This is a genomic window from Aeromonas sp. DNRA1, from assembly GCF_963888745.1.
Taxonomy (GTDB): Bacteria; Pseudomonadota; Gammaproteobacteria; order Enterobacterales; family Aeromonadaceae; genus Aeromonas; species Aeromonas hydrophila.
Genome location: NZ_CAWPKQ010000004.1, coordinates 259,018 through 285,517, shown reverse-complemented (window position 1 = coordinate 285,517; position 26,500 = coordinate 259,018). Strand labels below are relative to the sequence as shown.

Sequence of the window (26,500 nt, the reverse complement as noted above, 5' to 3'; positions counted from 1 at the left end):
CTGTATGATTGCCCCCTCTCTGCCGCTGGATGAAGAGAGTCGACTGGAACGACTCCGCATCCTCGGCCTGCTTGACCGCGAGCCCATCGATCAGCTGGATCGCCTGACCCGGCTCATTACCCGCCATTTCTCGCTGCCCATCGCCATGGTCTCGCTGACCGACGTGAACCGGCAGTGGTTTCTTGCCCGCACCGGCGTCGCCCTGTGCGAGATCAGCCGGGAGCACTCCTTTTGCGGCCACGCCATCCTGCGTCCCGACATCATGCAGGTGCCGGATGCCAGGCTCGACCCGCGGTTTGCCGACAACCCGCTGGTGACCGAGGAACCGCACGTGGTCTTCTATGCCGGCCGCCCACTGCGGGCGCTGGATGGCGTGGTGCTCGGCACCCTCTGTCTGGTGGATCATGCCCCGCGCCACCTCGACCAGGAGGCCTGCCGCGATCTCGATGACTTCGGCCGCCTGGTGGAGAACACCCTGCACGATCTGGAGCGGCGCCATCAGGTGCGCAGCCTCAATCAGGTGCTGGAGGACAAGGATCACCTGTTCACCCTCACCTTCAACCAGTCGTCGGTGGGCATGGCCCTCTCCTCCCTCGAAGGCAAGTGGCTGCGGGCCAACCCGGGGCTGGAGCGGCTGCTCGGCTACAGCGAGCAGGCGATGCTGAGCCGCACCTGGCACACCATGACCCATCCCGAGGATCTGCAGCGCGAGCTGCCCCTGTTCAACGCCTTGCTCACGGGGCAACGGCAGGACTACCGGCTGGAGAAGCGGATGATCCGGGCCGACGGCAGCCAGTGCTGGGTCCAGCTCAGCGTGACCCTGTGCCATAGCCGCACCATGGCGCCGCACCTGATCGCCGTGTTCGCCGACCTCACCGAACGCAAGCAGGCCGAAGCCGAGCTGCTGCAACTGCAGCAGGGGCTCGAGCGGCAGGTCCGTGAGCGCACCCGCGAGCTGTCGAGCACGGTGGAGCAACTGCATCGCGAGATGCAGGAGCGCGGCGCCATGCAACAGCGCCTGTGGCAGGAACAGCGCCGCCTGCAGCACATGCTGGAACACACCAGCAACGCCTTCCTCGAACTAGACGAGGCGCTGGTCATCACCGGCTGGAATCCGGCCTCCACCACCCTGCTTGGCTGGCACCCCGAAGAGATGCTGGGGCGTACCCTGCCCGCCCTGCTCGGCAGCGCTCACCCCCTGCTGGCCCAGCTGACCCATCCCCAGAGTGCTGCGCGCCGGCTGGAGTGCGAGATCGGCACCCACGACGGCCGGCGCATCCCGGTAGAGGTGATTGCCGAGCGTTACCAGTTCGACGGCAAGGTGCGCATCGCCCTGTTTTTGCACGACATCACGGCCCGCCGCCAGGTACTGGCCGAGATTGAACGTGGGCGGGCCAGGCTGCGGGCCATCACCGACGGCCTGCCGGTCACCATCAGCATGGTCTCGCCCGAGGGGCGTTATTTGTTCGCCAACCAGGCCTACTGCCGCTACTTCGGGCTTGATGCCGAGCTGATGCGGGAGATGAGCGTGCGGGAGGTGATCGGCGACGCGGCCTACGGCCGGGCCATCGCCCATCTGGAGCGGGCCCTCGCCGGCGAGCAGGTGAGCTTCGAGAACCGTTTCGAGCTGCCCATCGGCCCGCGCGATCTCAGGATCACCATGATCCCGAGCCGGGGCGATGAGCCGGGGGTCTACATCCTTGGCAGCGACATCACCGAGTTCAAGGCGCTGCAGAACCAGCTGGAGCACGAGGCGGCCCACGACCCCCTCACCGGCCTGCCCAATCGGCGCGCCTTCACCCTGCGCCTCTCCCGGGAGCTGGAACGGGTGCGCCAGAATGCCGAGACCCTGGGCCTGCTGTTTCTCGATCTCGACGGCTTCAAGCGGATCAATGATCAGCTCGGCCATCACGTCGGCGACGCCCTGCTGCAACGCTTCGCCAGCGTGCTGAGTGCCGAGGTGCGCCCCGGCGACATGGTGGCGCGCCTGGCTGGCGACGAGTTCACCATCATACTGCCGGCCCTGCGCCAGCCGGAGCTGGAGCTGCCCGCCCTGTGCGAGCGGCTGCTGGCGGCCATGGCGGTGCCGGCCGACGTGGCCGGCCATCTGTTGCCCCTCGCCGGCAGCATTGGCGGTGCGCTCTGCCACTCGGGCCAGTATTGCCACATCGACGATCTGCTGCACCGGGCCGACAGCGCCATGTACCAAGCCAAGCAGGCCGGCAAGGGGCGCTTCGCCCTCGACCTCTGAGCTGCCATCCTTGCAATGCAAAACGGCGGCCCGAGGGCCGCCGTTGTCATTATTCATGCGCGAGGGGGATTAGTTGTCGCCCAGCAGGACGGAATCCAGCGCGATTTCGATCATGTCGTTGAAGGTCAGCTGACGCTCTTCAGAGGTAGTCTGCTCACCGGTACGGATATGGTCGGAGACGGTGCAGATGGTCAGTGCCTTGGCACCGTACTCTGCAGCCACGCCGTAGATGCCGGCGGCTTCCATCTCGACACCCAGGATGCCGTACTTTTCCATGACGTCGAACATGGAGGGGTCCGGGGTGTAGAACAGGTCGGCGGAGAAGATGTTACCCACGCGCACGGCGACGCCCTTGTTCTTGGCGGCCTGTACGGCATTGGCAACCAGGTCGAAGTCGGCGATGGCGGCGAAGTCGTGATCCTTGAAGCGCAGACGGTTCACTTTGGAGTCGGTGCAGGCACCCATGCCGATCACCACGTCACGCAGTTTCACGTCTTCACGCACGGCGCCGCAGGAGCCAACGCGGATCAGGGTCTTCACGCCATAATCGGTGATCAGCTCTTTTGCATAGATGGAGCAGGACGGGATGCCCATGCCGTGACCCATGATGGAGATGCGACGACCCTTGTAGGTGCCGGTGAAACCGAACATGTTGCGCACGTCGCACACCTGCTCGACGTTCTCCAGGAAAGTCTCGGCGATGTACTTGGCGCGCAGGGGGTCGCCCGGCATCAGCACGGTATCAGCAAAGGCGCCATCTTTCGCATTGATATGAGGAGTTGCCATTCTCTTGATTCCTTCACACTAGGTTGAGTTTTATTGTCTTTATTGGTTGCCCGCCGCCGAGGCGGCGGGCGGGTAAATTACAGGAAGCTGGTACCGTATGCCAGTTTGGGCAGGCCGTGGTACGCCGCGATGCTCTGGCCGATGTCGGCGAACGTCTCGCGACGACCGACGGAGCCAGCCTTGACCGGCTTGCCGTAGAACAACACCGGGATGTACTCGCGGGTGTGATCGGTACCACCCCAGGTCGGATCGCAGCCGTGGTCGGCGGTCAGCACCACCACGTCGCCATCTTCCAGCAACTCGAACAGCTCCGGCAGACGGGAGTCGAAATACTCCAGCGCATCGGCATAGCCCTTCACGTCGCGACGGTGGCCGTAGGAGGAGTCGAAGTCGACGAAGTTGGTGAAGACGATGGTCTGGTCACCGGCCGCTTTGACCTCTTCCAGAGTACGATCCCACAGCTCGGTCAGACCGGTCCCCTTCACCTGCTTGGTGATGCCCTGCTGGGCATAGATGTCGGCGATCTTGCCGATGGAGACCACCTGACCGCCCGCTTCCTTCATGTAGTCCAGCACGGTCGGTGCCGGCGGCAGCACGGAGTAGTCGTGGCGGTTGCCGGTGCGCTTGAAGTTGCCCTTGCCGCTGCCCACGAACGGACGCGCGATGACGCGGCCGATGTTGTAGGGCTCCAGCAGCTCGCGCACGATGTGGCACAGCTCATAGAGCTTCTCGAGGCCGTAGGTCTCTTCGTGGCAGGCGATCTGGAACACGGAGTCGGCGGAGGTGTAGAGGATCGGCTTGCCGGTACGCATGTGCTCTTCGCCCAGATCATCCAGCACCTGGGTACCGGAGGCGTGGCAGTTGCCGAGGTAGCCCGGCAGACCGGCCTTCTCGACGATGGCATCCAGCAGCTCCTGCGGGAAGCTGTTGTGGTGGTCATGGAAGTAACCCCACTCGAACAGCACGGGCACGCCGGCGATCTCCCAGTGACCGGACGGGGTGTCCTTGCCGGAGGAGAGCTCCTGGGCAAAGCCGTAGGCGCCGACCACGTCGATGTCCTTGTTCAGGCCGGCCGGGAAGGTGCCGCTGGCGAGTTCGCCCGCGTGACCCAGACCCAGCTTGCTGAGGTTCGGCAGATTGAGGGCGCCACGGCCTTCGATCTCACCGGCGGCGCAGGCCTTGGCGATATGGCCAAGGGTATTGGCGCCCACATCTCCGAACTTGTCGGCGTCGGCGGCAGCGCCAATACCGAAAGAGTCCATCATCAGAATAAAGGTACGTTTCATGGGACTTCCCCTTGTTACAAATCAGCCAGACCGATGCGACGGTAGACCTCGGGCAGCGCCTCTGGTCGGGTGTCACCGATCTTGACGGCAGCCTGCACCATGCTGGCAGCCTGAGCGAATTGCTCTTCAGTTTGAGCGTGGATCAGGGCGAGCGGCTTGTCTGCCTCGACGCTTTGACCCAGGCGGATAAAGTCGGTCAGACCGACCGCATAATCAAGTTTGTCACCGGCAGCGCGGCGACCACCGCCCATGGCGACCACGGCCAGACCCAGTTCACGGGTGTCCATGGCTGTCACGAAACCGCTGTTGGCGGCATACACGGGGCGCACGATGGCGGCTTTGGGCAGGTAGGCGTCGTAGCGCTCCATGAAGTCGGCGGGACCACCGAGGCCGGTCACCATGCGCCCGAAGATCTCGGCTGCCTTGCCATTGTCCAGCACCGCCTGCAGCTTGCGGCGGGCCTCGCCGTCATCGCTGGCCAGGCCGGCGGAGATCAGCATCTCGGCACACAGTGCCATGGTCACGGCGTGAATGCGCGGGTTGCGGTATTCACCGGTCAGGTAGCGCACCGCTTCGCGTACTTCCACCGCGTTGCCGGCGCTGGAGGCCAGCACCTGGTTCATGTCGGTCAAGAGCGCTGAAGTGCGGCAGCCGGCACCGTTGGCCACGGCCACAATGCTCTTGGCCAGTTCTTCAGAGGCTTCAAAGGTCGGCATAAAGGCGCCGGAGCCCACTTTCACATCCATCACCAGCGCTTCCAGCCCGGAGGCGAGCTTCTTGGAGAGAATGGAGCCGGTGATCATGGCGATGGATTCGACGGTGGCAGTGATGTCACGTACTGCATAGATACGCTTGTCAGCCGGGGCGAGATCGCCGGTCTGACCGATGATGGCGACACCCGCCTCTTTCACCACTTTCAGGAAACGATCGTTGTCAACCGAGGTCTGGTAGCCCGGAATGGCATCCAGCTTGTCGAGGGTACCGCCGGTGTGGCCCAGGCCACGGCCGGAGATCATCGGCACGAAACCGCCGCAGGCGGCGACCATCGGGCCGAGCATCAGGGAGACGACGTCACCCACACCACCGGTGGAGTGTTTGTCGACGATCGGACCACCCAGATTGAGGTGGTCCCAAGTCAGTACCATGCCGGAGTCGCGCATGGCGCAGGTCAGGGCAACCCGCTCATCCATGGTCATGTCTTTGAAGTAGACCGCCATCGCCAGCGCCGCAATCTGGCCCTCGCCGATGGTGTTGTTGGTAATGCCCTGAACGAAGAATTGAATCTCTTGGGTACTGAGCGCTTCACCGTTGCGCTTCTTGCGAATAATTTCTTGAGGCAAAAACATCTTTCATTCCCTCCGCCATTGCTGGCGTTACACAAGCCTGAATCCTTGCCCGCACACCGCATGGTGGGGGCGAAACAGGGCGGACCAGGTCCGCCCTCTCATCGACCTATTAGTAACCGCTGGTGTTGGCCGGCTTGTCGCCATGCCCCAGTGTGGCCAGCAGGCTGGCCAGCAGGCTGGAGGCACCAAAGCGGAAGGTGCGGGCGGATACCCAGTCTTTGCCCAGGATCTCTTCGGCCATGGCCAGGTACTGACCCGCCACGGCGGCATCTTTCACGCCACCGGCCGGCTTGAAGCCGACTTTCGGGTTCTTGGCCTTGATCACTTCCATCATGATGCGCGCCGCTTCCGGGGTCGCATTGACCGGCACCTTGCCGGTGGAGGTCTTGATGAAGTCGGCACCGGCATCGATGGAGATTTCAGACGCGCGGCGGATCAGCGCCTCTTCTTTCAGTTCACCGGTTTCGATGATCACTTTCAGCAGGGCTTGGCTACCACAGGCTTCCTTACAGGCTTTGACCAGATCGAAGCCGACCTGTTCATTGCCAGCCATAAAGGCGCGGTACGGGAACACCACGTCCACTTCGTCGGCACCGTAGGCCACGGCAGCGCGGGTTTCGGCTACGGCGATCTCGATGTCATCATTGCCGTGCGGGAAGTTGGTCACGGTCGCAATGCGCACGTCGGCGGCGCCGATTTCACGCAGGGTCTTGCGAGCGATGGGGATGAAACGGGGATAGATGCAGACGGCGGCGGTCAGACCGGCCGGTGACTTGGCCTTGCGGCACAGGTCGATCACCTTCTGATCGGTATCGTCATCGTTCAGAGTGGTCAGGTCCATCAGGTTCAGGGCGCGCTGGGCGGCCAGTTTCAGATCAGTCATTCTGTTCTCCAAAGTCTCGATTTAGTCCGGATTCCAGGGCATGGGTCTGCCTGTCGCAACGCAACCGGCAAGACACGACTCCCAAAGAAACGGGAATGGAATTGCAGCGCAATTGCACGGGCAATGAGGCTGCAAATAAGGCAAGAGCCCTGTCACTTTCTTACAAAAGTGCGGACTTGGTTCCATGAAGACTTGAGAAAGGCAGACAAGGTCTGACCCGACTTCCCAATCAATTCCATTTGACCGCCAACACCCGATCTCATCGGGCATTAGTCAATGCCAGCACCCTGCTGGCAATGCCTATTTCAGCCGAGATACCCCTTGTTTGCAAGCCGGATTTGCCATTTTCAGAGGTACCTCACATCTGGCAAATCCGGTACTGAAAAGTGCGTTAAGAGAAGAAGCGAGTGAGTATCCAGGAGTATGCCAAGCCCCCCAGATAGACTCCGACGATCCCCATTACTCCGGACAATACGGGCGGGGCCGGGATCGGCAATTTGAGGAAAGAAAACAACAAGCCAACGATAAAGCCGGCTGCCATCGCCAGTAGCACTTCATTCATATAACCTCCGATTTGACTCATTTTATTATTAGTTTAGAAAGGAAAACGGTTGTCACCGCCCCAAACGCGAACGCCACAGCTTCTCGCTGTGGCGTTCGTCTTTACCCTGACAGTCAGGCGATATTACATGCCGGACAGCGCCAGGAAGAAGCCTGCGATGGTCGCAGACATCAGGTTGGACAGAGAGCCAGCCAGTACGGCTTTCAGACCAAATTTGGCAATGGTGCCGCGACGGTTCGGTGCCATGGAGCCCAGACCACCCAGCAGGATGGCGACGGAGGACAGGTTGGCAAAGCCGCACAGGGCGAAGGAGATGATGGCCTTGGTGTGGTCGGACATGGCCACGCCATTGATCAGCACTTCATCTTTCAGATACGGGGCAAAGTTCAGGTAGGCCACGAACTCGTTGACCACCAGTTTCTGACCGATGAAGGAACCGGCCACGATGGCTTCGCTCCAGGGCACCCCGATCAGGAAGGCCAGCGGGGAGAAGATCCAGCCCAGCAGCAGTTCCAGGGAGAGCTGCGGATAACCGAACCAGCCACCCACACCGGAGAAGATGCCGTTGATCATGGCGATCAGGCCGATGAAGGCCAGCAGCATGGCACCGACGTTCAGGGCCAGTTGCAGACCAGCAGAAGCACCGGCGGCAGCGGCATCGATCACGTTGGCAGGCTTGTCCTCCAGTTCGCCATCGGCATTGTTCTCGTCGTAGCTCGGGGTCTCGGTTTCCGGCACCAGCAGCTTGGCGAACAGCAGACCACCCGGAGCGGCCATGAAGGAGGCGGCGATCAGGTATTCCATCTTGACGCCCATGGAGGCGTAGCCAGCCAGTACGGAACCGGCAACGGAGGCCAGACCACCACACATGACGGCAAACAGCTCGGAGTCAGTCATTTTGGAGATGAAGGGACGCACCACCAGCGGGGCTTCAGTCTGACCCACGAAGATGTTGGCAGTGGCAGAGAGGGATTCGGTACGGGAAGTGCCCAGTACTTTTTGCAGGCCACCACCCAGCAGTTTGATGACCCACTGCATGATGCCCAGATAATAAAGAACGGCGATCAGCGAGGAGAAGAAGATGATGACCGGCAATACGCGGAAAGCGAAGATAAAGCCGCCGCCACCGAATACTTCGAACATCTTGTTGCTGACCAGACCACCGAACAGGAATTCGATACCGTTTTGGCCATAACCGATGACGCTGGAAACGGCATCAGATACACCCACCAGAATATCTCGACCAACCGGGACGTACAGCACGAATGCACCCAGTCCAGCTTGAATTGCAAAGGCACCGGCAACGGTGCGAATTTTTATTGCTTTGCGATTACTGGAGAACAGCACCGCGATAAGGACGAGCGTTGCCATCCCTACCAGACCCATTATCAAATTCATTATTAACACTTCCTCTTTAGTAGCACCTTCCAGCTTGTTAACAACTTGTATCTCAAAGCCATCAATCAAGGGTGCGCATTATACTAATTACGGTGCGACAAAGTAGAATGCTGGTCACATTTTATAAGCATGAAATGCGCTAGGGGTCGTCAAATTAGACCGCAAACGATTTTTACTTACCCCGTTTTTTATCATGTCGCTATCAATAGTTAATCAGCTGTTAATTTGTGACTTACCCAGTGGGAAAGCGTGCAAAGTGGATTCACGTAACACCGAGGCAACATGGGCCAGCGGTTGTTGCCGCAAATCGGCCAGCAGTTGCGCAATCTTCGGCAGGTTGGCGGGGGTGTTGGGCATCCCCTGCTGACCCTGCAGTGGCATGTCGGGGGCGTCTGTTTCCAGCAGCAAGGATTCCAGCGGCATGTCGCGCACCGCCTCCCGGGTCTTGTTGGCCCGCTCGAAGCTGATGACCCCGCCGATACCGAGCCGGAATCCCAGTTGCCAGAACGCCTCTGCCTGCTGCAGAGAACCACTGAAGGCGTGGATGACGCCCCCTCTGGCCGGACGCAGGCGCCTGAGGATATTGGCCACCGTGTCGTTGGCGCGTACCGAATGGACAATAAGGGGCAGCTCATGCTCCATGGCCAGCGCGATCTGGGCCTCGAACATCTCGAGTTGCCCCTCCTGCGGCACATGGGAGCGCAGGTCCAGCCCGCACTCCCCCACCGCCACCAGCCCGTGTGGAAGCTCGGCCAGCAGTCGCCGCAACCGGGTCAATACCGCCGGAGTTTGCCCCCCCACATACCAAGGGTGCACACCCAGGGCATAGGAAATACCGTCGTGCTCTGCCGCCAGCGCCATCACCCGGCCCCAGTTTTCCTCTCCCACAGCGGGGATGATATACTCGCTCACCCCCAGCTGGCGGCACTCGGCCAGCAGCGCCGCCCGATCGGGATCGAAGACCGGAAAATCGAGATGGCAATGGGTGTCGATCAGTTGCATGTCGCTCTCACCTGTTTGTCGTAATTAATGGGTCCATATCATGATGAAACGCACAAGCCACGGCTTTACCCTGATAGAACTGGTGCTGGTCATCATAGTGCTGGGGATCCTGGCCGTCACCGCCCTGCCCCGTTTCATCAATCTCAAGGATGATGCGCTCAAGAGTACAGTGGCCACCACCGCCACCAGCTTCGCCAGCGCGGTGCAGCTGGCCCATGCCGGCTGGGCGGTCAAGGTAAAGGGAGAGCCGCTAGCGCTCTACAACTTCAGCGGCATGGGAAAACAGGAGCTCGATATCAACAGCCGCGGCTGGCCGGTGGGCACCAAGGAGGATCAGGGGGGCCAAGCGCCGGACACCCCCTTCCCTGGTGGTGAGAGCGACCAGATATCCGTCAGTAGCCCGGACGACTGCGAAAGCCTGTTCGACGGTCTGCTCAATACCGACCAGACGGTAGCCGACGAGCGAGATGCAACCTCGACCAGCGACTATGTCTCACGGCTCATGACGGCCGATGACCAGCTAGAAGGCAATCTGCGCCACGACAACTGCCGCTATACCCTGCGCGACTCCATTGGCCGCTTTCCTGCCTATCCGGCTGGCCTCTCCTTCGACTACAACAGCGTCACTGGTGCCGTGACCCGCAATTTCCAGTGAGCGATTCCGACTCGTCCTGCTGCTCCGCCTGCGCCGCGTCATCCTGCTCGCGGCGCACCGGCACACAGCAGCGCCGGTTCTCCGGTGTGAGTCCCCACTCCTCGCACCAGCCATCGTAGCGAGCCAGCCAGCGTAACAAGATGCCTTTCATGGTCTGTTCCTCGTCTCTGTCACACCCTTGCCGTTTCTGCCTATCTGCTCCGAATCCGCTAATGCCACGACTCGATACCGGAATGACAGGTATAAAAAAACGACTCCATTTGGAGTCGTTTTTATCAGAGCCATCTGGCTAATTCAATTCACGCCTGGGTGGGCAGGCTCAGACGGCTGGCACGAGGGAGCATGTCCATCGGCGATCAGGCCTTGGCCGGCAAACTCAGCCGGGCAACCGCTTCCACGTGCATGGAGTGCGGGAACATGTCAACCGGCTGCACCTCATCCAGCACGAAGCCCTGCTTGACCAGCCAGGCGAGATCACGGGCCAAAGTCTGCGGGTTGCAGGAGACATAGACCAGCCGGCGCGGCGCCATGGCGACCAGCGTCTGCAGCACGGCCTTGTCACAGCCCTTGCGCGGCGGGTCCATCACCACCACGTCAGCGGTCACACCCTGCGCGTGCAGCTCGGGCATCAGCTGCTCGGCCTTGCCGACGTGGAATTCGGTGTGCTCGATGCCGTTGAGGGCGGCGTTGCGACGGGCATCGCTGATGGCACTCTCCACCGACTCGATCCCCACTACCTTGGCAGCCTTGCCCGCCAGGAACAGGGAGATGGTGCCGATACCGCAATAAATGTCGAATACCGTCTCGTTGCCGGTCAGTTCGGCATACTCGAGGGCGCTGGAGTAGAGCACATCGGTCTGGCTCGGGTTGTTCTGGAAGAAGGAGAGTGGCGAGATCTCGAACTCAAGCTCGTGGATCTTGTCGCGGATCACCCCTTCGCCCAGCAGCACCCGGTTGGCGGCGCCCAGGATACGGTTGGTGCGTTCTTCGTTGATGTTCTGCACCAAGGTGGTAACCGGCAGATCACTCAGAGCGGTCAGCAGCTCGGCTTCAAACGGCAGCTCCTCGCCCAGGGTCACCAGCACCACCATCAGCTCGCCGCTCTTGAAGCCCTTGCGGGTCATCAGGTTGCGCACACAGCCGGTGTGGTTCACTTCGTCATAGGCGGCGATGTTGTGCTCGCGCATCCAGCTGCGTACCCGGGTGTTCAGCTCCACGTGCAGCGAGTCCTGCACCGCGCAGTCATCGGCGGTGATGAGATCGTGGGAATGTTTGCGATAAAAGCCGATCTCGGCGCCGGCGTCGCAACGGCGCACCGCATATTGGGCCTTGTTGCGATAGGCAAACGGGCTGTCCATGCCGAGGATCGTCCTGACGGTGGTATCACCCAGTCCGGCCTGTTCCAGCGCACTCTCCACAAGCGCCTGTTTGAGCTTGAGCTGGGCCGGATAGGCCAGCGGACGCACCTGGCAGCCACCGCATTCGGTATTGGGGCAGAAGTCGGCGACCCGATCGGCGGAGGGCTGGAGCAGCTCGGTCACCTTGCCGTGCAGATAGTTGGGCTTGACCTCGGTCAGCTCCACCAGCGCCTGCTCACCGGGCAGCAAACCTTCGACAAACAGAGGGCGATCGAACAGGCGTCCTTTGCCATCTCCTTTGTCGGTCAGTTCCAGGATCTCGATCTGGTGTTGATGTCCCACTAACGGCATGAGCGGCTCCAAAAGTACATATAAAGAGGGGTGATGGAACCGGCCCGGCCAGCCCCATCAAGAAAAGGTGGCAGAGTTTAGCGGAGATCCGGCCAAATTGCAGGCATAAAACAGCAACAAGACCGAGGACATTACCCCGCCTGGCGTTATCTGTCGAAAAAGCCGGAATCCCCCACACGATCTTGAGGTTGTTCTTGTCAGGGGCATGGTGACCACGGACGGGCCATCATCCCCGACGGCCCAGACATCAAACAGGATGCTTGGCCTGGTGGGCGGACATAAAAAAGCCGCCGGCATGGCCGGCGGCAATATTGCTGATGACTAACAAATGGCGGATTACAGGCTGTAGGCCTTCTCACCGTGGGTGGTGACGTCAAGCCCCTCCCGCTCCGCGTCTTCTTTCACTCGCAGGCCGATCAGCAGATCCACCAGCTTGTAAGCCACCACCGAGATGATGCCGGACCAGAGGATGGTCACGCCGACCCCGATGGCCTGAATTTTTACCTGCGCCAGGATGGAGTAGCCCTCAGCCACCTGGTTGGTGACGTAGTCCCACACCCCGGTACCGCCCAGATCCGGACTGGCGAAGACGCCGGTCAGCAGCGCCCCCAGGATGCCGCACACCCCGTGCACGCCGAACACGTCCAGGCTGTCATCGGCGCCCAGCAGCCGCTTGAGACCGTGGACCCCCCACAGCCCGGCAACACCGCTGATGAGGCCCATCACCAGACCGCCGCCCACTCCGACGAAGCCGGCCGCCGGAGTGATCACCACCAGCCCGGAGACAGCGCCGGAAGCCGCACCCAGCAGGGAGGGACGACCCTTCATCACCCACTCGGCCAAGGTCCAGGAGAGGGCCGCCGCCGCCGGAGCAACCCAGGTATTGATGAAGGCCAATGCCGCCGTGCCGTTGGCTTCCAGTGCAGAGCCGGCGTTGAAACCGAACCAGCCGAACCAGAGCAAGGAGGCCCCGATCATGGTCATGGTGAGGCTGTGCGGAGTCATGGGGTCACGGCCATAGCCCAGGCGTTTGCCCACCAGATAGGCACCGACCAGACCGGCCACCGCCGCGTTGATGTGCACCACTGTGCCACCCGCAAAGTCCAGCGCACCGTGCTGGAACAGATAACCGGCGGTCGCGGTGGCTGCTGCCGCGGCATCGGCCGTGGTATAGGCATCCGGACCCGCCCAGTACCACACCATGTGGGCCAGCGGGATATAGGCGAAGGTGAACCAGATCACCGAGAACAGCAGCACGGCAGCAAACTTGATGCGCTCGGCGAAGGCCCCCACGATCAGACCACAGGTGATGGCGGCAAAGGCGCCCTGGAACACCACATAGATGAACTCGCTGATCCCGACTCCCTTGCTGAAGGTGGCGGCGATGGAGTCAGGGGTGACTCCCTTGAGCAGCGCCTTGCTGAAGGAGCCATAAACGCTGTTGCCCTCGGTAAAAGCCAGCGAATAGCCGTAGATCACCCACAGCACACAAATGAGCGAGAACAGGGTGAATACCTGCATCAGCACGCTCAGCATGTTCTTGCTGCGCACCAGGCCGCCATAAAACAGGGCCAGGCCCGGAATGGACATCAGGATCACCAGGGCTGCCGACAGCAGCATCCAGGTATTGTCCCCCTTGTTGATGGTCACGACTGCCGGTGCCGCAGCCTGCACGACCTCGGCCGAGGCGGCCACCACCTCTTCAGCCCAACTGGGGGCGGCCAGCAAGGCGGCAAGCGCCAACAGGCCAGTCATCACGAGTCTCTTGAGCATACAGCCATCTCCTTCCCTGTCGTCCCGGCTCCCGGCCGGGTTCATTTCCTGATATGAACATCGAAACCGACGATTCACGCACATCCACATTCGCTACACACTGGTGACCGCCCCGCCCATCATTCCTCGGATGAGCGGCATCATGGCGACATAAGAGCTTCAAAGCACAAAGCAGGCCAACTTCATAAATAGCTTTAAATCAATGAATTATGATTACTACAGCGAAGTGATGCACCAGATTGGCGCACGGGACGCGCTAACTTGAGCAAGTGCGCACTTCCGCTGTGCACACACATATTGCCGCACCGAAATAGCGCAGAGGGAGGTCATGCGGGGCATAGACGAGCAAGCCGGCTTGTCGATATCAGCCAGAAAACGGAAGAGCGATGAGAAAGGAGAAAGCGGAAAAACAAAAGGCCATCATTGCTGATGGCCTTTTATTTTGGAATTTGATGGTGCCCGGGGTCGGACTCGAACCGACACGGTTATTCACCGGCGGATTTTGAAACCGTCAGAGGCCCTTTAGAATCAATAAGTTACTGATTTATAAAAGGTCAAAAATCTCAATATGACCACATATAGCTAAATATGGGGCGGCTCGATGGACTGTTTATGGACACTTTTCAGGGCGGTGATGGGGTTTAGCCGTACCGCATCCTCTAGGTGATCTGGTGCAAAATGGCTGTATCTCATGGTCATTTTGATATCGGTGTGGCCGAGGATTCGCTGCAACACTAGGATATTTCCACCGTTCATCATGAAGTGGCTGGCAAAGGTATGGCGCAGAACGTGGGTGCTCTGGCCAGCCGGCAGCTTGATACCCGCTCGCCTGATGGCCTTTTCGAACTCGGCATAGCAATCATCGAACAGGCGGCCAGTACGCTTGGGCAGCATGGCTAGCAACCAGGGGGCGACAGGGACAGTCCGGTTCCGCTTGCCCTTGGTCTTTGTGAAAGTGATCCGCCCCATGCCGATCTGTGATCGGCTGACCTTCTCAATCTCAGACCAGCGGGCACCGGTCGAAAGGCAAAGCATGACGACCAGCCACAGATCCCGCTGCTCCTTGCAGGCATCAAGCAGTTGCTCGATCTCATCCTGGGATAGATAGGCCAGCTCGGATTCTTGCACCTTGTACTGGCGCAGGTCAGAAAGCGGATTACCGCCGTGCCAAACCCCGAGGCGGGCCAGCTCGTTGAACACTGCTTGCAGATACAGCTGTTCGCGGTTGATGGTGGTGGGGGTGACCTGCTTTCGCTGCCCTGGTACATAGAGCTCACCGGCCAGACGCCGCTCCCGGTAGGCAGAGAAGTGTTCGGAGGTGAACTCGCTGGCCAGCGGGTTATCCAGCGCTTCGCACAGCCAAACCAGCTTATCGCGGCGCCGGTCGCCATCAGCCAAGGTCTGCCCGTGGCGGCCAAACCAGAGGTGAACCAAATCGAGCAGCCGCTGGCCGTTCTGCTCTGGCTCGGGTTCCTCCTCTTTCAACCACGGCTTGTTCAGCATCTGGTGCCGTTCCCACGCCAGAGCCTCACCTTTCGTCATGAAACTCTTGCGTAGGCGGGGACCGTTTACCCCATCAGGGCGAACATCTGCCCGCCATGGCTTGGCTTGTCCCTCAATTTTTTTAACTGTCATCACACACCGTTCGGGCTTGCTTATGGGATTCAACAGCTTGTGCTAGTTGGTCGCGCGCAGACTGTAGCGCACTGGGTTCCCCATTTCTGGCAAAGGTATAGAGCTGACCAACAAACGCCTCGGTACGCTGCACCTGCTCAACTGCCTGCCGTATAACGACATCATCATCCAGGTGGCTGGTTCGAAGGCCGCTCATCGAATGACGAGCCGCAGATATCGCCGGATTGACAGTGCTCACCCGATACTTGGCGATCTGGTGGTAGTCAACCTGCTGACCATCAAGCAGACCACCAAAGCGCGCAATCACCCCATCAGTGGTCTGATTCATCTGCTGGTAGATGTCATGTTGTAGTCGGCACTGTTCGGCTAGGGTGAGTGCCCGCAGCGCCTTGGCTGGCTGAGGCTTGCCCTGCACCAGTTCGCTATCAGCAGGCGGCATGGGGGCATCAAACCGAGCTGAGCGGAACAGCCATGCGCCAGCGAGCGCTATTACAAACAGCACCAACACACCTGATCCGGCTTTACCAAGTCGAACTGATGCAGCCCTCTGAGCCCGTTCCTCTTTGCTCATCTTGAGTACAGACAGGGCATGACTGAAAAACAGCAGGATTCCATGTACGGCAGCCAACACGGCCAGCAGCACCAATCCGCCAGACAGCTCGATTTTTCCATCCGGCACCATGCTGAGCAGAGCAAAACCGAGGAATGCATAGAGCCCGATAAAGAGCGCATTCAGCCGGCGCTTCTGTCCAAACAAAGCCGGTTTAAACAAACTGGCCACCGTCAACAACAAGCATAAAAGGGCTGTCCAGATAGCCAACACAGAAAGCATGCGAACTCCTTAAAACTTCTTGCCAGCCCAGACCACCCGACCAACCAGATCCAGCTCGGCCAGCTCGGTCTTGCTCAGGTCACGGGATTTATACAGCGGGTTGTCGGAAATAATGCGCACCCCGCCCAGGTCGAACTGCAGGCGTTTGACGAACAGACCGCCATCGAGGCGCAGCACATAAAGGCCATCACGTGGGGCTTCACCATTTTTCAAACGCACCAGGATCACATCGCCGTCATTGATGGTCGGCTCCATGCTGTCGCCTTTGGCTCGAATGACAGCCATCTTGGCCGGGTCGAACCCTTCACGGCGCAGCCAGTCGGTACGGAACGCCATCGGCTCGGCCAGCGGCTCATCCGTGATCTGTGATCCATGCCCCGCACTGGCTTCGACCTGGTAGGCCGGAATAGTCGTGAACTCATCGGATTGATATGTCACACGGTGTTCAGCAACCGCATCACTTGGAAAAGAGGTTCGTTTTACTGGCGTCGGGTCACCAATTCCAAAGAGCAACCAGACCAGATCGACATTTCCAGCCTCTGCCAAACGCATAGCTCTATCTATTGGTGGAATGGTTCCATCGTATAGATATCGTTTCAAACCTGTATCGCTCATGTCTGCACGCCGGGCAAAGGCCCTAACTGGCTCAGCACCGATAACTCCAGCAAGCCTTTCAACAAACCCATCGTGGTCATAGACAACGTTTTGGTTGGAAACGACAGCCATCATTAAACCCTCAGATCAAATAAACCATCTATAGAATCTTGACAGCGCAAACCGATAGGTTGAGAATCAAACCGCTGAGTTAGACCAAAACATATCGAATCACATTGCCCCGTATTGACGCTCAATCAAGAGGTTCAATCATGTCAGAATTTGCACTCAAGATCGACTCGCCGGTCAAAACCATAGAGCGCTATAGCGCCGATACCGGCATCCCTGTTGGTACCGTCAAGAAGATGATTTCAAGCGGTGAACTGCAGATCATGCCGAAACCAGGCCCGAAGCACCGCGTCCTGATCAACATGGTCGCGCTGTACCACAAAGCCGCCGCAGCCGCCTACCTCCCTGCAACCTCCTGATTACTATGGCACTCAATGGAGCGAGAACCATGTTTATCGGTGACGACTGCAAACATCCGCATTTTGAATCTGCATGTAGCAGATTTCGCGAGAGATACACGATCAGCAAAGTGGCCGCTGCTGCTGGTATGGATGCTCAAGATTTAAGGAACAAGCTAAACCCGGAGCAAGAGCACCAGCTCAAGGTCACTGACCTCATAGCGCTGTACCACGCCACCGAAGGGGACGAGACCCTGTTCGACGGCATGCTGCTGGAATGCGGGCTGACCGCCATCGCCATTCCATCAGCAGAACGGGCGCCATCCCTCCCCCATCAAGCGATCGACCTCAATGCCAAGGTGGCCAGCATTGGCCAGCGGGCGCTGGAGCTGGCCGAGCAGGGACGTGTGTCGCGCACCGAACGCAACACCATCGTCAGTGTGGCCACCTCTGCAATGGGGTCGTTGGCACTGCTTATCCACGACATCGAGGCCCGCTTTCAAGCTGTGCCGACTGTCGCCTGCGCATCAGACCTCCTGATGCAAACCATGACCATGTAAGGGGCAACCCATGCAACAGACAACCATCAACCACGAAGAACGCAACCTTGCGGGCCTGACTCCGATGGAGCAGGTGGCCATGAATACCGCCGGCTGCCTGATGCTACGTGAGTTATTCGGTAAGACCCGTTCCAGTTTGGACACCGACTGGCTGGCTATGAGCCAGGCCAAGAAAGCGGCCATCTGCACTATTGCCCGCCAGCCACGTGGCGAGCTGATGACAGCCACCTTGTCAGCCCTGCCCCATGCCCAACGCGAGGCGGTCAGGATGGCGGTGATCGCGCTGGAGTACCAGGGGGAGTTTCGCGGTGGCTGTGACAGCAAGGTGTGGCACCCAGCGCCAGTGACCAGACCGATCGGGGATATCGAGAGAGAGAAGAAGGAACGCGCCGCAAAGCTGCGCATGAAGCGCGCCGTCATGGCCGCCAACCAGATGACACAAAGCGGCCCACGAGCAATCGGGCAATAAAAAACCCGCTATCGGTGCGCCAACACCAGCGGGCTTTCATCAATCAGTTATCGACTAGGAGGTCGAGTGCCAACTTTAGCCATTCTCGACACAGTGCGCAACCTGCGCCTGCAAAACCGCAAGCTGGCCCGCCTGGGTCAACGCTACAACTCAAGCCCTGACCTGATCCATGCAGTAGAACGCCCGGCCGCCATGGCCTGGCGTGCGGTCTGGTCATGCGTCAACAGCCGAGGGGGGATCTGATCATGGCTGCAGCTATCACTCGCCGCACCGTTCCGACCATCAAAGACGCCAGCGCCTATCTGGTGCAACAGGGTTACATCAACTGCGGCACCACCTGGCTGCGCGGCCAGAACGGGTACGCCCGTATGGAGCGCATGACCTCTGGCGCGATCCGCATCATCGAGGGGGTGGCATGAAAAAGCTGTTTCACCCCATCACCCCGCAGGCGGCTTTGGCCGATTTGGCAGAGCTGCCGCATCGCATCAAGGCAAATACATACAACACCAAGCGCGGCCCAGAGGGCCGCAATCTACGCGAGCAGGCCCGCCAGCAGCTGCGCTGGATCAAGGTGTTCCGCTCAATGAACGGGAGGGCCAGCGCATGAGCTTCGATGCAATCCATATCGCCAAGCGAGCCGAGCAGGCAGTGCTGCCGCTGCTGACCGAACTGCTGGCCACCGGCGAGCAGGAAAACCGGATCGCCCTAGGCGAGCTGTATTCCGGGGATGAATACATCCAGGTGCAGCTGGTCGTGACCAGCCGCCCTGCCGATCTGCTCGATGACGACTCAGTGATGGGGGATGAGGCATGACAGATCTGTTTGAACTGGAGCCGCCGATCGACGAGCTGGGAGGAGCCGAATCTGGCCCAGCCCATATGCAGCCGCCGGCGCCAGTAACTCAACTGACCAAGCACTGGGAAGTCGCCCAGGAAGAATTCAACACCTCGGGCAGCGATGCCCGCCGAAACCGCAATATCGCTCAAGAGCTGTTGGCACTTGGCGCCATCCGCGCCGTGTACTGGCTTGCGCTGGGCAGCAACGAGGTTGCGCTGGCCAAAGAGATTGCCGAGTGGTGGGCAGAGAGCGAACCACTCCACGGACTGGGGGAGACCATCAGATGAGCCACCGCCTGATCTCTGACCTGCAAACTCGCGTGGATAGATGGTTCAACACACTGATGGGTGATGAGGCCCGTTTGCGTGGCTACCAGCGAGACCTTCTGGCAATGCGCCAGCTATCACCTCGGCCACGCTGCACGGTATCCCTGACCCTGCGCCAGTGTGTCGCAGCCAGAAAGATGGCGAGGCATGCCCGTCATACGCTGGCTTCCTGCCGGAACAACATCAAAGAGCTGTCGGGTAACCACTACCAATGACCAACAAGAACAACAAGGGGCCAGCCGCCGAGGCTGGCCATCTTGGTTTTGCCATCCACCGTCTGCCAACGCCAAAGCGCAACCAGCTGCAGCTGTCTAAAAAGGCCCTGCGGTCGCGCATTGATGCGCTCGCCAACGCTATGCCGGGGACCAAACTGGAAGCCGCCTTTGTGGGCGCCCCTGGTGAATCCGATCTGGTCTGGGCGGTGCAGTTGCTCGATGGCCTCTCCATGCAGTTCACCCAAGTGCTGTTCAAGCAGTACGTGCGCCGCCGCAAAGATGGCACCGCCCGCAACTGCCGTAGCGCAAATATCTGGCTGCGGGAGCGGGTGAAGTGGGTGCGCTCTCTGGTAATGGCGCTGCCGGTCGATGCCCACCACCTGCGTGATGATGACGGCCGCAAGCGGGTCGCCCACCAGTTCGCCAACCAAACTGCCGCCATCTGGAAAAATATCGAGCAGAACGCCACCGCCGGTGAACTGGATCTGATGGAGACATGGGAATCCATCAAGCAGCCCGCTGACCAGTGGGGGTTCGTCGGCAAGATGCCGGAGTTCAAAACCAGAGAGGCACGGGATAACTGGATCCTGAGTGTCATGGTGCGCCTACTCTCTGCCAAGTGGTGGGAGAAACGCGTCAACCGCTGCTGGGACCGACTGCAAGAGCACATCGCCATTCTGCTGGGCAAGGTGCGCAAGGGCGTCTCTGCCTACGTCTCGAACGCCACCATGAAGGTGGTGCGCGAGCGCAAGCGGGCCATGATGCGCTGGTTGGCTGAGTCGGAAGTCATGAACGGCCAGCACGATCTGGTGATCTCGATGAAGGATTGCTGGGAGGCCAGCATATCCAACCCGGTCAACCGCCGCAAAGAGATGATGACAAGGATGCGCGGATTTGAGGACTACGCCGAGGAACAGGGCCACGTGGGGGTGTTTTTCACCTGGACGGCGCCAAGCCGCTTCCATGCCTGGAAGACAGGCCGTAATGGCAAGACCATCGAAAATGACAAATACCAGGGCACGACCCCACGTGAAACCTGCGCCTATCTAGCCAAGTTATGGAGCCTGACCCGCGCTTCACTCAAGCGCAATGACTTACCTGTCTACGGCTTTCGGGTGTGCGAGCCGCACCACGATGGCACCCCGCACTGGCACATGCTTCTTTTTATGCGCCCAAGCGATCGCAACAAGGTGATCAGCACCCTGCAGTATTACGCCCTGCACGATGACAAAACCGAGCTGGAACGTACCACGGCAGAGGCTGCCGCCTTTACCGACATCACCCCCCGCTTTGACTGGAAAATAGTTGACCCCGATAAGGGGGATGCTACCGGTTATATCGCCGCCTATATCGCCAAGAACATCGACGGCGAACACGTGGATGGCGATGACGAGTCGGGTACCACGGCAGACGTGGGCGCCCAGCATGCTTGCGCGTGGGCAAGTTGGTGGGGGGTCCGCACCTTTCAGCAGATCGGCGGTGCACCGGTCGGGGTCTGGCGCGAGCTGCGCCGCATCAGCAACGCCAAGAAGAATGGCGATCTGGTGGGGCCACCTAAGCCAGTTCTGCAAGACCCCCGCTTTGAGGCAGCCCGCTATGCCGCCGATAACGGCATCTTTCGCTGCTATCTACAAGCCATGGGCGGCGCGATGGCTACCCGTGCCGAACACCCCATCAAGCTGGCCCACCTCATCGAGGAGCAGGCCAACTGCTACGGAGAAGACATCAAGCGCCTGATGGGGCTGCACACCGCGCGTATGGGGGTGCGCACTCGCCTTACTGGTTGGGAAGTAGTGCCAGCAGGCACCTATGAGGCCACCAAGGCCGCCAGGGGTTCGGCTTGGGGGGTTGGGGTTAAGACGGGCGACAGCCCGGCACCTTGGAGCTCTGACAATAACTGTACGCAGCCGGATCCAACGGCCTACGCGGATCAGTTGATGGCAGAGCAATGGGCTTTATCTCCCTTCTCTATTGGGCGTTTACGGGAAGGCGCCAGCGTCAGCGCGGACGGCTTCACCTTCTGGCTGGAGAACGGCCAGGTGCAGTCGAGCCAGGCGATCCCGAGCGAGCCGGATTGGCAGCCAAAGGGCAAACGGCCAGCCGAACAGGAGCAGCCGGATGAATACGCGCTGCCGGAAGGCGATCAGGACTGGCCGATGCTGGTTGATCTGTGCGGCAAGGTTTACCAGGCACAGGGCCATGCCGGGGCATTCCGCTGGATCGAGATGCTGCCGGAGCCCTATCAGTCACACATGTGGGCCGAGCTGGAGAAGCTAGATACCCCGGAGTGGCTGCAAGAGCAGAACGACTACAGCGAGGAGTGGGTATGAACAACAAACAAACAGTCAGCCGCGAAGAGTACCGCCGCCTGAATAATCGGGTGACCTGCATTCTTCAGCAGCGCTGGCCAGCCAACGAGATCAGCCAGTGGGTGGGGATGCTAAAGGGCAAGCAGCAGGCCGTGGCGTGCGCCATTCTGCGCCGGCGCCATCCTCGCCCAACATCGCTTGCCCTGCCGGCCATCGCCCAAGAGGTGCCGAACCCGTATCAGGCAACAGTACGGCCATCCGTGCCGATGCTGACAGCAGATGGCCGCACTGTTGGCCGCCGCCATATCGTGGAAGGGCTCACCCCCGTGGCCATCGATCAGAACGGCACCATCCGGTGCGCCGTCACCGGCCGCACCCTCTTTATCGCACCGGGTAGCCCAACCGATCGCGCCAATCCGGGGGCTGCCGATCAACGCAACAGTCAGTACAAACCAGAACTACATCAAATTGTGTTGGACCTAAGGTATAACAATAAAACGATATAAACCGAATCACAGAGAATCATTACAATTCTCATCATTCATGAAACCTTCATAGAAATCGATTTATTCACCTTGAATCAGCGCTTCAAGCACTACCAACATTATGCAAACACGGCTTGCACACAGTAAGCTCGCAGTAAATTACATCAAGAAAAATTACAGCTTGGCAAAACTCAGACAGTAGAAAAAACAAACATAGTAAAGTGTTGAGTTTTGTGCCAAAATATGCAATGGAAATCACTTTGCTTCGGGCAAGGTAAAACTTAACTTAGAGTACAGTTTCATGGCTAGTTCTGAGCAAATAAAAGCACTATTGCAATCGCATCTAGATAAGGATGAGGATAGATTTTTATCTATTGCATTACAGGTGGCTGCTCACGAGGCTAGAAGTGGGCATGGTCGCTTAGCACAAGAGCTAAGAGATATTGTAGATCTTGCAAAAAAGAAAAAAAATAACTCTTCAACTATCTCTATTGCTAAAGGAATTCAGGATAGCGCAGGGCTTTTATCTGTTTCCAACCCTAAGTTTAAACTCGCCGACCTAATTGCAAATGACGAGATAAAGCTAAAACTGGAGCGCTTAGTTAGAGAACAGAGATTCATGACTAAGCTAAAAAATCATGGCCTTTCTCCCAGGCGCAGAGTTTTACTGGTTGGGCCACCAGGAACAGGGAAAACATTTACTGCATCCATATTAGCAGGCGAGCTAGACTATCCTCTATTTCAAGTTCGTCTAGATGCATTGATTACAAAGTACATGGGAGAGTCGTCAGCAAAATTAAGACAGGTATTTGATGCAATAAATACTGTGCGAGGTGTTTATTTCTTTGACGAATTCGACGCTCTCGGTTCTCAAAGAACAATGACCAATGATGTGGGGGAAGCCAGGCGTATATTAAATAGCTTTCTTCAAATGATTGAACAAGATGAATCAAACAGTATTATTGTTTGTGCAACAAACCATATTGAAATTTTAGACAACGCTCTCTTTAGACGATTTGATGATGTAATAAGATATGAACTGCCAGGCGAAGATGAAATAATTACTCTTTTCAAAAAGAGGTTAACACCATTTGTCACAAGAAATTTCCAATGGAAAAAACTACCAGAAAAATCTTCTGGATTAAGCAGTGCAGAAATAACTAGAGCCGCAGATGAAGCAGTAAAGGACATGCTAATTCACGGCCATGATAAAATCACCATGCCTATTCTTGATTCTGCTATAAAGGATAGGCTAGAGATGAGAAAGCATATTTTGGAGATTTGATTAGAGCATGGATAACAACAAGAAGAAAAACCCGCATATTATTATTGGGGAAAATGGAAAGCCGTACAAGTATACTTATCCCAACGCCGTTATTAACTCATATTCTGTTCCAGCGAGGAATAGGTCCGTTCATGGAAATGCACTTCGGGAGCAATTATTAAATGCATACCGAGTGCAGCTTGATATGACTAAATATACGGAAGAGTTAGACTTAGAGCTTGAGTCAAAAATTGGTATACAAGTTACATTCGAGAGTTTCCCTGATGTAAAATTAGCATTCGAGAGCCTCGCTGATGCTAAACAAAAAATAGAGCTTCTTAACGTAAAGCAGGATGAAGGGGTAACAGAAGCCACGATTCTAATACCACAAAATAAACTTCGTGTATTAGAAAAGAAAATAGAAGACTATCTCTCTTATAAAAAAAATAGAAATGGAAGTCCGCTAGACAATCAAAAGCTGATTGATGCTATCCAATCGATTAGATTTGCCACTCTAGAAAGTTTATGGTCGGATAGTAAAGAGCTGTACCCTGAAAACATTGACTCTGAATTGTGGTTTGAAGTTTGGCTACCAGTATTAAGTAATCGAGAAGCGGTTATTAGTGATATAAGAAAGATTGCATCTTCGCTAGAAATATACGTTGCCGACAATGTTTTGGAATTCCCAGAAAGAAGCGTATTGTTAGTCAAGGCAACAATACGAAAATTAGCCTCATCACCATTATTTTTATCGCTCATCTCTGAAATCAGGAAGGCAAAAGAAACTGCTGAATTTTTTGAAAACCTTGATTTTATTGAGCAAAATGCATGGGTAGAAGATTTTCGCCAGCGCGTAGCTGTCACAAATAATGCTGAATCTCCCTCTATCTGCATCTTAGACACAGGTGTAAATATAGGCCATCCCTTAATATCCCAGATATGTGCTGAAAGAGATCAATACACTATCAACTCTGATTGGGGACCTACGGATAGCAGTGGACATGGAACTGGTATGGCAGGGCTGGCCGCATGGGGCGATTTATCGCTCAGGATGGATGGCAATGATCCAGTGATAATAAGTCATCGACTCGAATCTGTAAAAATCCTTAGACGATCAGGAGATAATGAAGGAAAGCATCTAGGAAACATCACTGCCGATGGAATTGCACTACCTGAGATAAACAACTTTTACAAAAACAGAGTCTTTGCATTAGCATTATCATCACCAGAGTCGAAAGACAGAGGAAAACCATCTTCTTGGTCTGCCACTTTAGACATGCTGACATGTGATTACCTTGGAGAAAATGCTCAACCTAGGCTCATAAATGTTTGCGCTGGAAATACTGGTGATGACTTAACTGCACTCCGAAACTACCCGACCTATAATGAGCTTCAAGATATTCATGATCCTGGCCAGTCATGGAACGCCATAACAGTTGGTGCATATACAAACAAAACAAACATAACGGATGATGGTGCCGAGGGTTATACAGCACTTGCGCCAAACGGAGGGCTAAGCCCATATAGCACAACATCTGTCACATGGGACACCTCTATGCCTATAAAACCAGAGGTTGTTTTTGAAGGAGGGAATGTTGGCATCGATGCATATAGCTGTGCAGGCCTTGATAGCCTCAAACTACTTACAACTCACCATTCAATAAATCAACGACTCTTTTCAACTTTTGAAGCTACAAGTGCCGCAACAGCTCTAGCATCTAAATTCTCTGCAGAGATATATTCTCACTATCCAAATCTATGGCCAGAAACCGTAAGAGCTCTAATTGTGCACTCTGCAGAGTGGACACCAGAAATGATTCGACAATTCCAATACTTTGGGAATACTGAAAGGCAGAGAGCTAAAAAAATAGTTAGAGTTGTTGGGTACGGAGTCCCAGATATAAACAAGGCTCTATGGAGCATGAATAATTCTCTGGCTATGATTATTGAGGACGAGCTACAACCATTTGAAAAAAAACGTGGGAAAAATCCTTCCACTAAAGACATGCATATCCATGAATTACCATGGCCAAAAGATGCATTGTTAGCTCTCGGCCATACTGAAGTAAAAATGACCGTTACATTGTCTTACTTTATTGAGCCAAATCCATCAAGCCGAAATATTTCTGGGAAATATCGATACCCAAGCCATCAACTGAGATTTGAGGTAAAACGACCAACTGAATCTGATGAACAATTTATTGCTAGAATCAGCAAGGATGCTCGAGATGAAGAGGGTGGCATACAGATAACATCAAGCGATCCAAATTGGCTGCTAGGAACATTCAGGAATAAAGGTTCCATACATAAGGACATTTGGAGTGGAACTGCCGCAGAACTTGCGGAGAGAGGAAGTCTAGTTGTTTATCCATCAATGGGTTGGTGGAGAACTAGAACTAAATTAGAAAAATACAATAAAAAAGCAAGGTATTCACTCATTGTTTCAATAGAAACAGATGAGACTGAAGTCGATCTATATACAGATATACTTACAGAAATAGCAGCTAAAAACGTAGCTGACACGGAAATTGAAAATCTTATTTAATGAATAATACTATTGTTTATCTATTAATTAGCTCTTTAAGGATCATCTGACGTCCTTCTGGAGTTAGTGAACTAACCAGACCAAGCACCAACTGTCCGGCAGTTCTGGAAGATGGACTTAGGGTGTGACTGAAGGAGAGTGTGGCCACCCAGCTGTGGCCACACTCTGCATCCGTGCACTGGCAATAGAGATCTGACACCTCATCGCTCAGTCGATTGGTCTTGGTAATGCGGCCCCGCTGGCCACACTCTTTGCAAAATACCCGCATCCCCCCCTCCCTAAAAATCTAACATTAAACCTATAGATTGCAT

28 protein-coding genes are annotated in these 26,500 nt (G+C 56.9%); 14 read left to right on the top strand and 14 right to left on the bottom strand.

The genetic code is table 11. The features are described from left to right. Positions 1-4: 4 nt before the first annotated feature. On the top strand, positions 5-2,251 hold the full coding sequence (locus tag AACQ43_RS15025) for a sensor domain-containing diguanylate cyclase (RefSeq protein WP_168967759.1): 2,247 nt from the start codon (positions 5-7) through the stop codon (positions 2,249-2,251). A 69-nt stretch (positions 2,252-2,320) separates the two neighbouring features. Here the strand turns inward: AACQ43_RS15025 and deoD are convergent, their stop codons facing one another. The 7 genes from deoD to AACQ43_RS14990 form a co-directional block, all read right to left on the bottom strand. Further along, positions 2,321-3,037 carry a purine-nucleoside phosphorylase gene (gene deoD / locus AACQ43_RS15020; RefSeq protein WP_011707410.1) on the bottom strand — a complete coding sequence of 239 codons (717 nt, stop codon included), beginning with the start codon at positions 3,035-3,037 and terminating at the stop codon, positions 2,321-2,323. Positions 3,038-3,114: 77 nt separating this feature from the next. Next, positions 3,115-4,323, bottom strand: a complete 1,209-nt coding sequence (locus AACQ43_RS15015) for a phosphopentomutase (protein ID WP_011707411.1) — start codon at positions 4,321-4,323, stop codon at positions 3,115-3,117. Positions 4,324-4,337: 14 nt separating this feature from the next. Beyond that, positions 4,338-5,669, bottom strand: a complete 1,332-nt coding sequence (deoA, locus tag AACQ43_RS15010; RefSeq protein WP_168967758.1) for a thymidine phosphorylase — start codon at positions 5,667-5,669, stop codon at positions 4,338-4,340. A gap of 109 nt (positions 5,670-5,778) precedes the next feature. After that, positions 5,779-6,552 carry a deoxyribose-phosphate aldolase gene (gene deoC, locus AACQ43_RS15005; protein WP_011707413.1) on the bottom strand — a complete coding sequence of 258 codons (774 nt, stop codon included), beginning with the start codon at positions 6,550-6,552 and terminating at the stop codon, positions 5,779-5,781. A gap of 391 nt (positions 6,553-6,943) precedes the next feature. Beyond that, positions 6,944-7,114 carry a XapX domain-containing protein gene (locus tag AACQ43_RS15000; protein WP_005305103.1) on the bottom strand — a complete coding sequence of 57 codons (171 nt, stop codon included), beginning with the start codon at positions 7,112-7,114 and terminating at the stop codon, positions 6,944-6,946. A gap of 123 nt (positions 7,115-7,237) precedes the next feature. Further along, positions 7,238-8,512: a NupC/NupG family nucleoside CNT transporter gene (locus tag AACQ43_RS14995; RefSeq protein WP_016351990.1), complete on the bottom strand. Its 1,275-nt coding sequence runs from the start codon at positions 8,510-8,512 to the stop codon at positions 7,238-7,240. 213 nt (positions 8,513-8,725) lie between these two features. Further along, positions 8,726-9,514, bottom strand: coding sequence for a TatD family hydrolase (locus AACQ43_RS14990; RefSeq protein WP_168967757.1), 789 nt, complete (start codon positions 9,512-9,514; stop codon positions 8,726-8,728). 40 nt (positions 9,515-9,554) lie between these two features. Between AACQ43_RS14990 and tppF the strand changes: the two genes are divergently transcribed. Beyond that, a complete protein-coding gene (gene tppF, locus AACQ43_RS14985; protein ID WP_248281009.1) occupies positions 9,555-10,169 on the top strand; it encodes a type II secretion system protein in 615 nt (204 codons plus the stop codon). Here the strand turns inward: tppF and AACQ43_RS14980 are convergent. The 6 genes from AACQ43_RS14980 to AACQ43_RS14955 form a co-directional block, all read right to left on the bottom strand. Then, on the bottom strand, positions 10,138-10,320 hold the full coding sequence (locus AACQ43_RS14980) for a DUF5363 family protein (RefSeq protein WP_168967756.1): 183 nt from the start codon (positions 10,318-10,320) through the stop codon (positions 10,138-10,140). The genes tppF and AACQ43_RS14980 overlap by 32 nt on opposite strands. A gap of 205 nt (positions 10,321-10,525) precedes the next feature. Next, entirely contained in the window at positions 10,526-11,878 is a 1,353-nt protein-coding gene (gene rlmD, locus AACQ43_RS14975) for a 23S rRNA (uracil(1939)-C(5))-methyltransferase RlmD (RefSeq protein WP_168967755.1), read from the bottom strand. 336 nt (positions 11,879-12,214) lie between these two features. Then, the gene (amt, locus tag AACQ43_RS14970; RefSeq protein WP_017411231.1) at positions 12,215-13,651 is read right to left on the bottom strand and encodes an ammonium transporter; all 1,437 of its coding nucleotides are present in this window, start codon (positions 13,649-13,651) and stop codon (positions 12,215-12,217) included. A gap of 582 nt (positions 13,652-14,233) precedes the next feature. After that, positions 14,234-15,286 (bottom strand): site-specific integrase, encoded by a 1,053-nt coding sequence (locus AACQ43_RS14965; protein WP_168967754.1) that lies wholly within the window; start codon positions 15,284-15,286, stop codon positions 14,234-14,236. Continuing rightward, entirely contained in the window at positions 15,276-16,118 is an 843-nt protein-coding gene (locus AACQ43_RS14960) for a hypothetical protein (RefSeq protein WP_168967753.1), read from the bottom strand. Before AACQ43_RS14960 ends, AACQ43_RS14965 begins: the two co-directional genes overlap by 11 nt. Positions 16,119-16,127: 9 nt before the next feature. Beyond that, entirely contained in the window at positions 16,128-16,844 is a 717-nt protein-coding gene (locus AACQ43_RS14955; RefSeq protein ID WP_168967854.1) for a S24 family peptidase, read from the bottom strand. A 140-nt stretch (positions 16,845-16,984) separates the two neighbouring features. Between AACQ43_RS14955 and AACQ43_RS14950 the strand changes: the two genes are divergently transcribed. The 12 genes from AACQ43_RS14950 (at position 16,985) to AACQ43_RS14895 (ending at position 26,189) form a co-directional block, all read left to right on the top strand. Next, entirely contained in the window at positions 16,985-17,200 is a 216-nt protein-coding gene (locus AACQ43_RS14950; protein ID WP_102949136.1) for a hypothetical protein, read from the top strand. Positions 17,201-17,229: 29 nt separating this feature from the next. Then, complete coding sequence (locus AACQ43_RS14945) at positions 17,230-17,739, top strand: phage regulatory CII family protein (protein ID WP_168967752.1); 510 nt, start codon at positions 17,230-17,232, stop codon at positions 17,737-17,739. A 10-nt stretch (positions 17,740-17,749) separates the two neighbouring features. Then, positions 17,750-18,208 (top strand): hypothetical protein, encoded by a 459-nt coding sequence (locus AACQ43_RS14940; RefSeq protein ID WP_168967751.1) that lies wholly within the window; start codon positions 17,750-17,752, stop codon positions 18,206-18,208. A 66-nt stretch (positions 18,209-18,274) separates the two neighbouring features. Beyond that, on the top strand, positions 18,275-18,451 hold the full coding sequence (locus AACQ43_RS14935; protein ID WP_157737146.1) for a hypothetical protein: 177 nt from the start codon (positions 18,275-18,277) through the stop codon (positions 18,449-18,451). A 2-nt stretch (positions 18,452-18,453) separates the two neighbouring features. Then, on the top strand, positions 18,454-18,627 hold the full coding sequence (locus AACQ43_RS14930) for a hypothetical protein (protein WP_211162569.1): 174 nt from the start codon (positions 18,454-18,456) through the stop codon (positions 18,625-18,627). Further along, complete coding sequence (locus AACQ43_RS14925; protein WP_168967749.1) at positions 18,624-18,815, top strand: hypothetical protein; 192 nt, start codon at positions 18,624-18,626, stop codon at positions 18,813-18,815. The genes AACQ43_RS14930 and AACQ43_RS14925 overlap by 4 nt, the downstream gene beginning before the upstream one ends. Next, positions 18,812-19,021, top strand: a complete 210-nt coding sequence (locus AACQ43_RS14920; RefSeq protein ID WP_168967748.1) for a hypothetical protein — start codon at positions 18,812-18,814, stop codon at positions 19,019-19,021. Before AACQ43_RS14925 ends, AACQ43_RS14920 begins: the two co-directional genes overlap by 4 nt. Continuing rightward, complete coding sequence (locus tag AACQ43_RS14915) at positions 19,018-19,332, top strand: hypothetical protein (RefSeq protein WP_168967747.1); 315 nt, start codon at positions 19,018-19,020, stop codon at positions 19,330-19,332. The genes AACQ43_RS14920 and AACQ43_RS14915 overlap by 4 nt, the downstream gene beginning before the upstream one ends. 250 nt (positions 19,333-19,582) lie before the next feature. Then, complete coding sequence (locus AACQ43_RS14910; RefSeq protein WP_211162568.1) at positions 19,583-21,916, top strand: replication endonuclease; 2,334 nt, start codon at positions 19,583-19,585, stop codon at positions 21,914-21,916. Continuing rightward, entirely contained in the window at positions 21,913-22,401 is a 489-nt protein-coding gene (locus AACQ43_RS14905) for a hypothetical protein (protein ID WP_168967745.1), read from the top strand. Before AACQ43_RS14910 ends, AACQ43_RS14905 begins: the two co-directional genes overlap by 4 nt. 280 nt (positions 22,402-22,681) lie before the next feature. Beyond that, on the top strand, positions 22,682-23,665 hold the full coding sequence (locus tag AACQ43_RS14900) for an AAA family ATPase (RefSeq protein ID WP_168967744.1): 984 nt from the start codon (positions 22,682-22,684) through the stop codon (positions 23,663-23,665). A 7-nt stretch (positions 23,666-23,672) separates the two neighbouring features. Continuing rightward, complete coding sequence (locus AACQ43_RS14895) at positions 23,673-26,189, top strand: S8 family peptidase (protein WP_168967743.1); 2,517 nt, start codon at positions 23,673-23,675, stop codon at positions 26,187-26,189. A 16-nt stretch (positions 26,190-26,205) separates the two neighbouring features. On the opposite strand, the gene AACQ43_RS14890 is transcribed toward AACQ43_RS14895, so the two are convergent. Continuing rightward, on the bottom strand, positions 26,206-26,457 hold the full coding sequence (locus AACQ43_RS14890; RefSeq protein WP_168967742.1) for an ogr/Delta-like zinc finger family protein: 252 nt from the start codon (positions 26,455-26,457) through the stop codon (positions 26,206-26,208). Between the last annotated feature and the right edge of the window lie 43 nt (positions 26,458-26,500).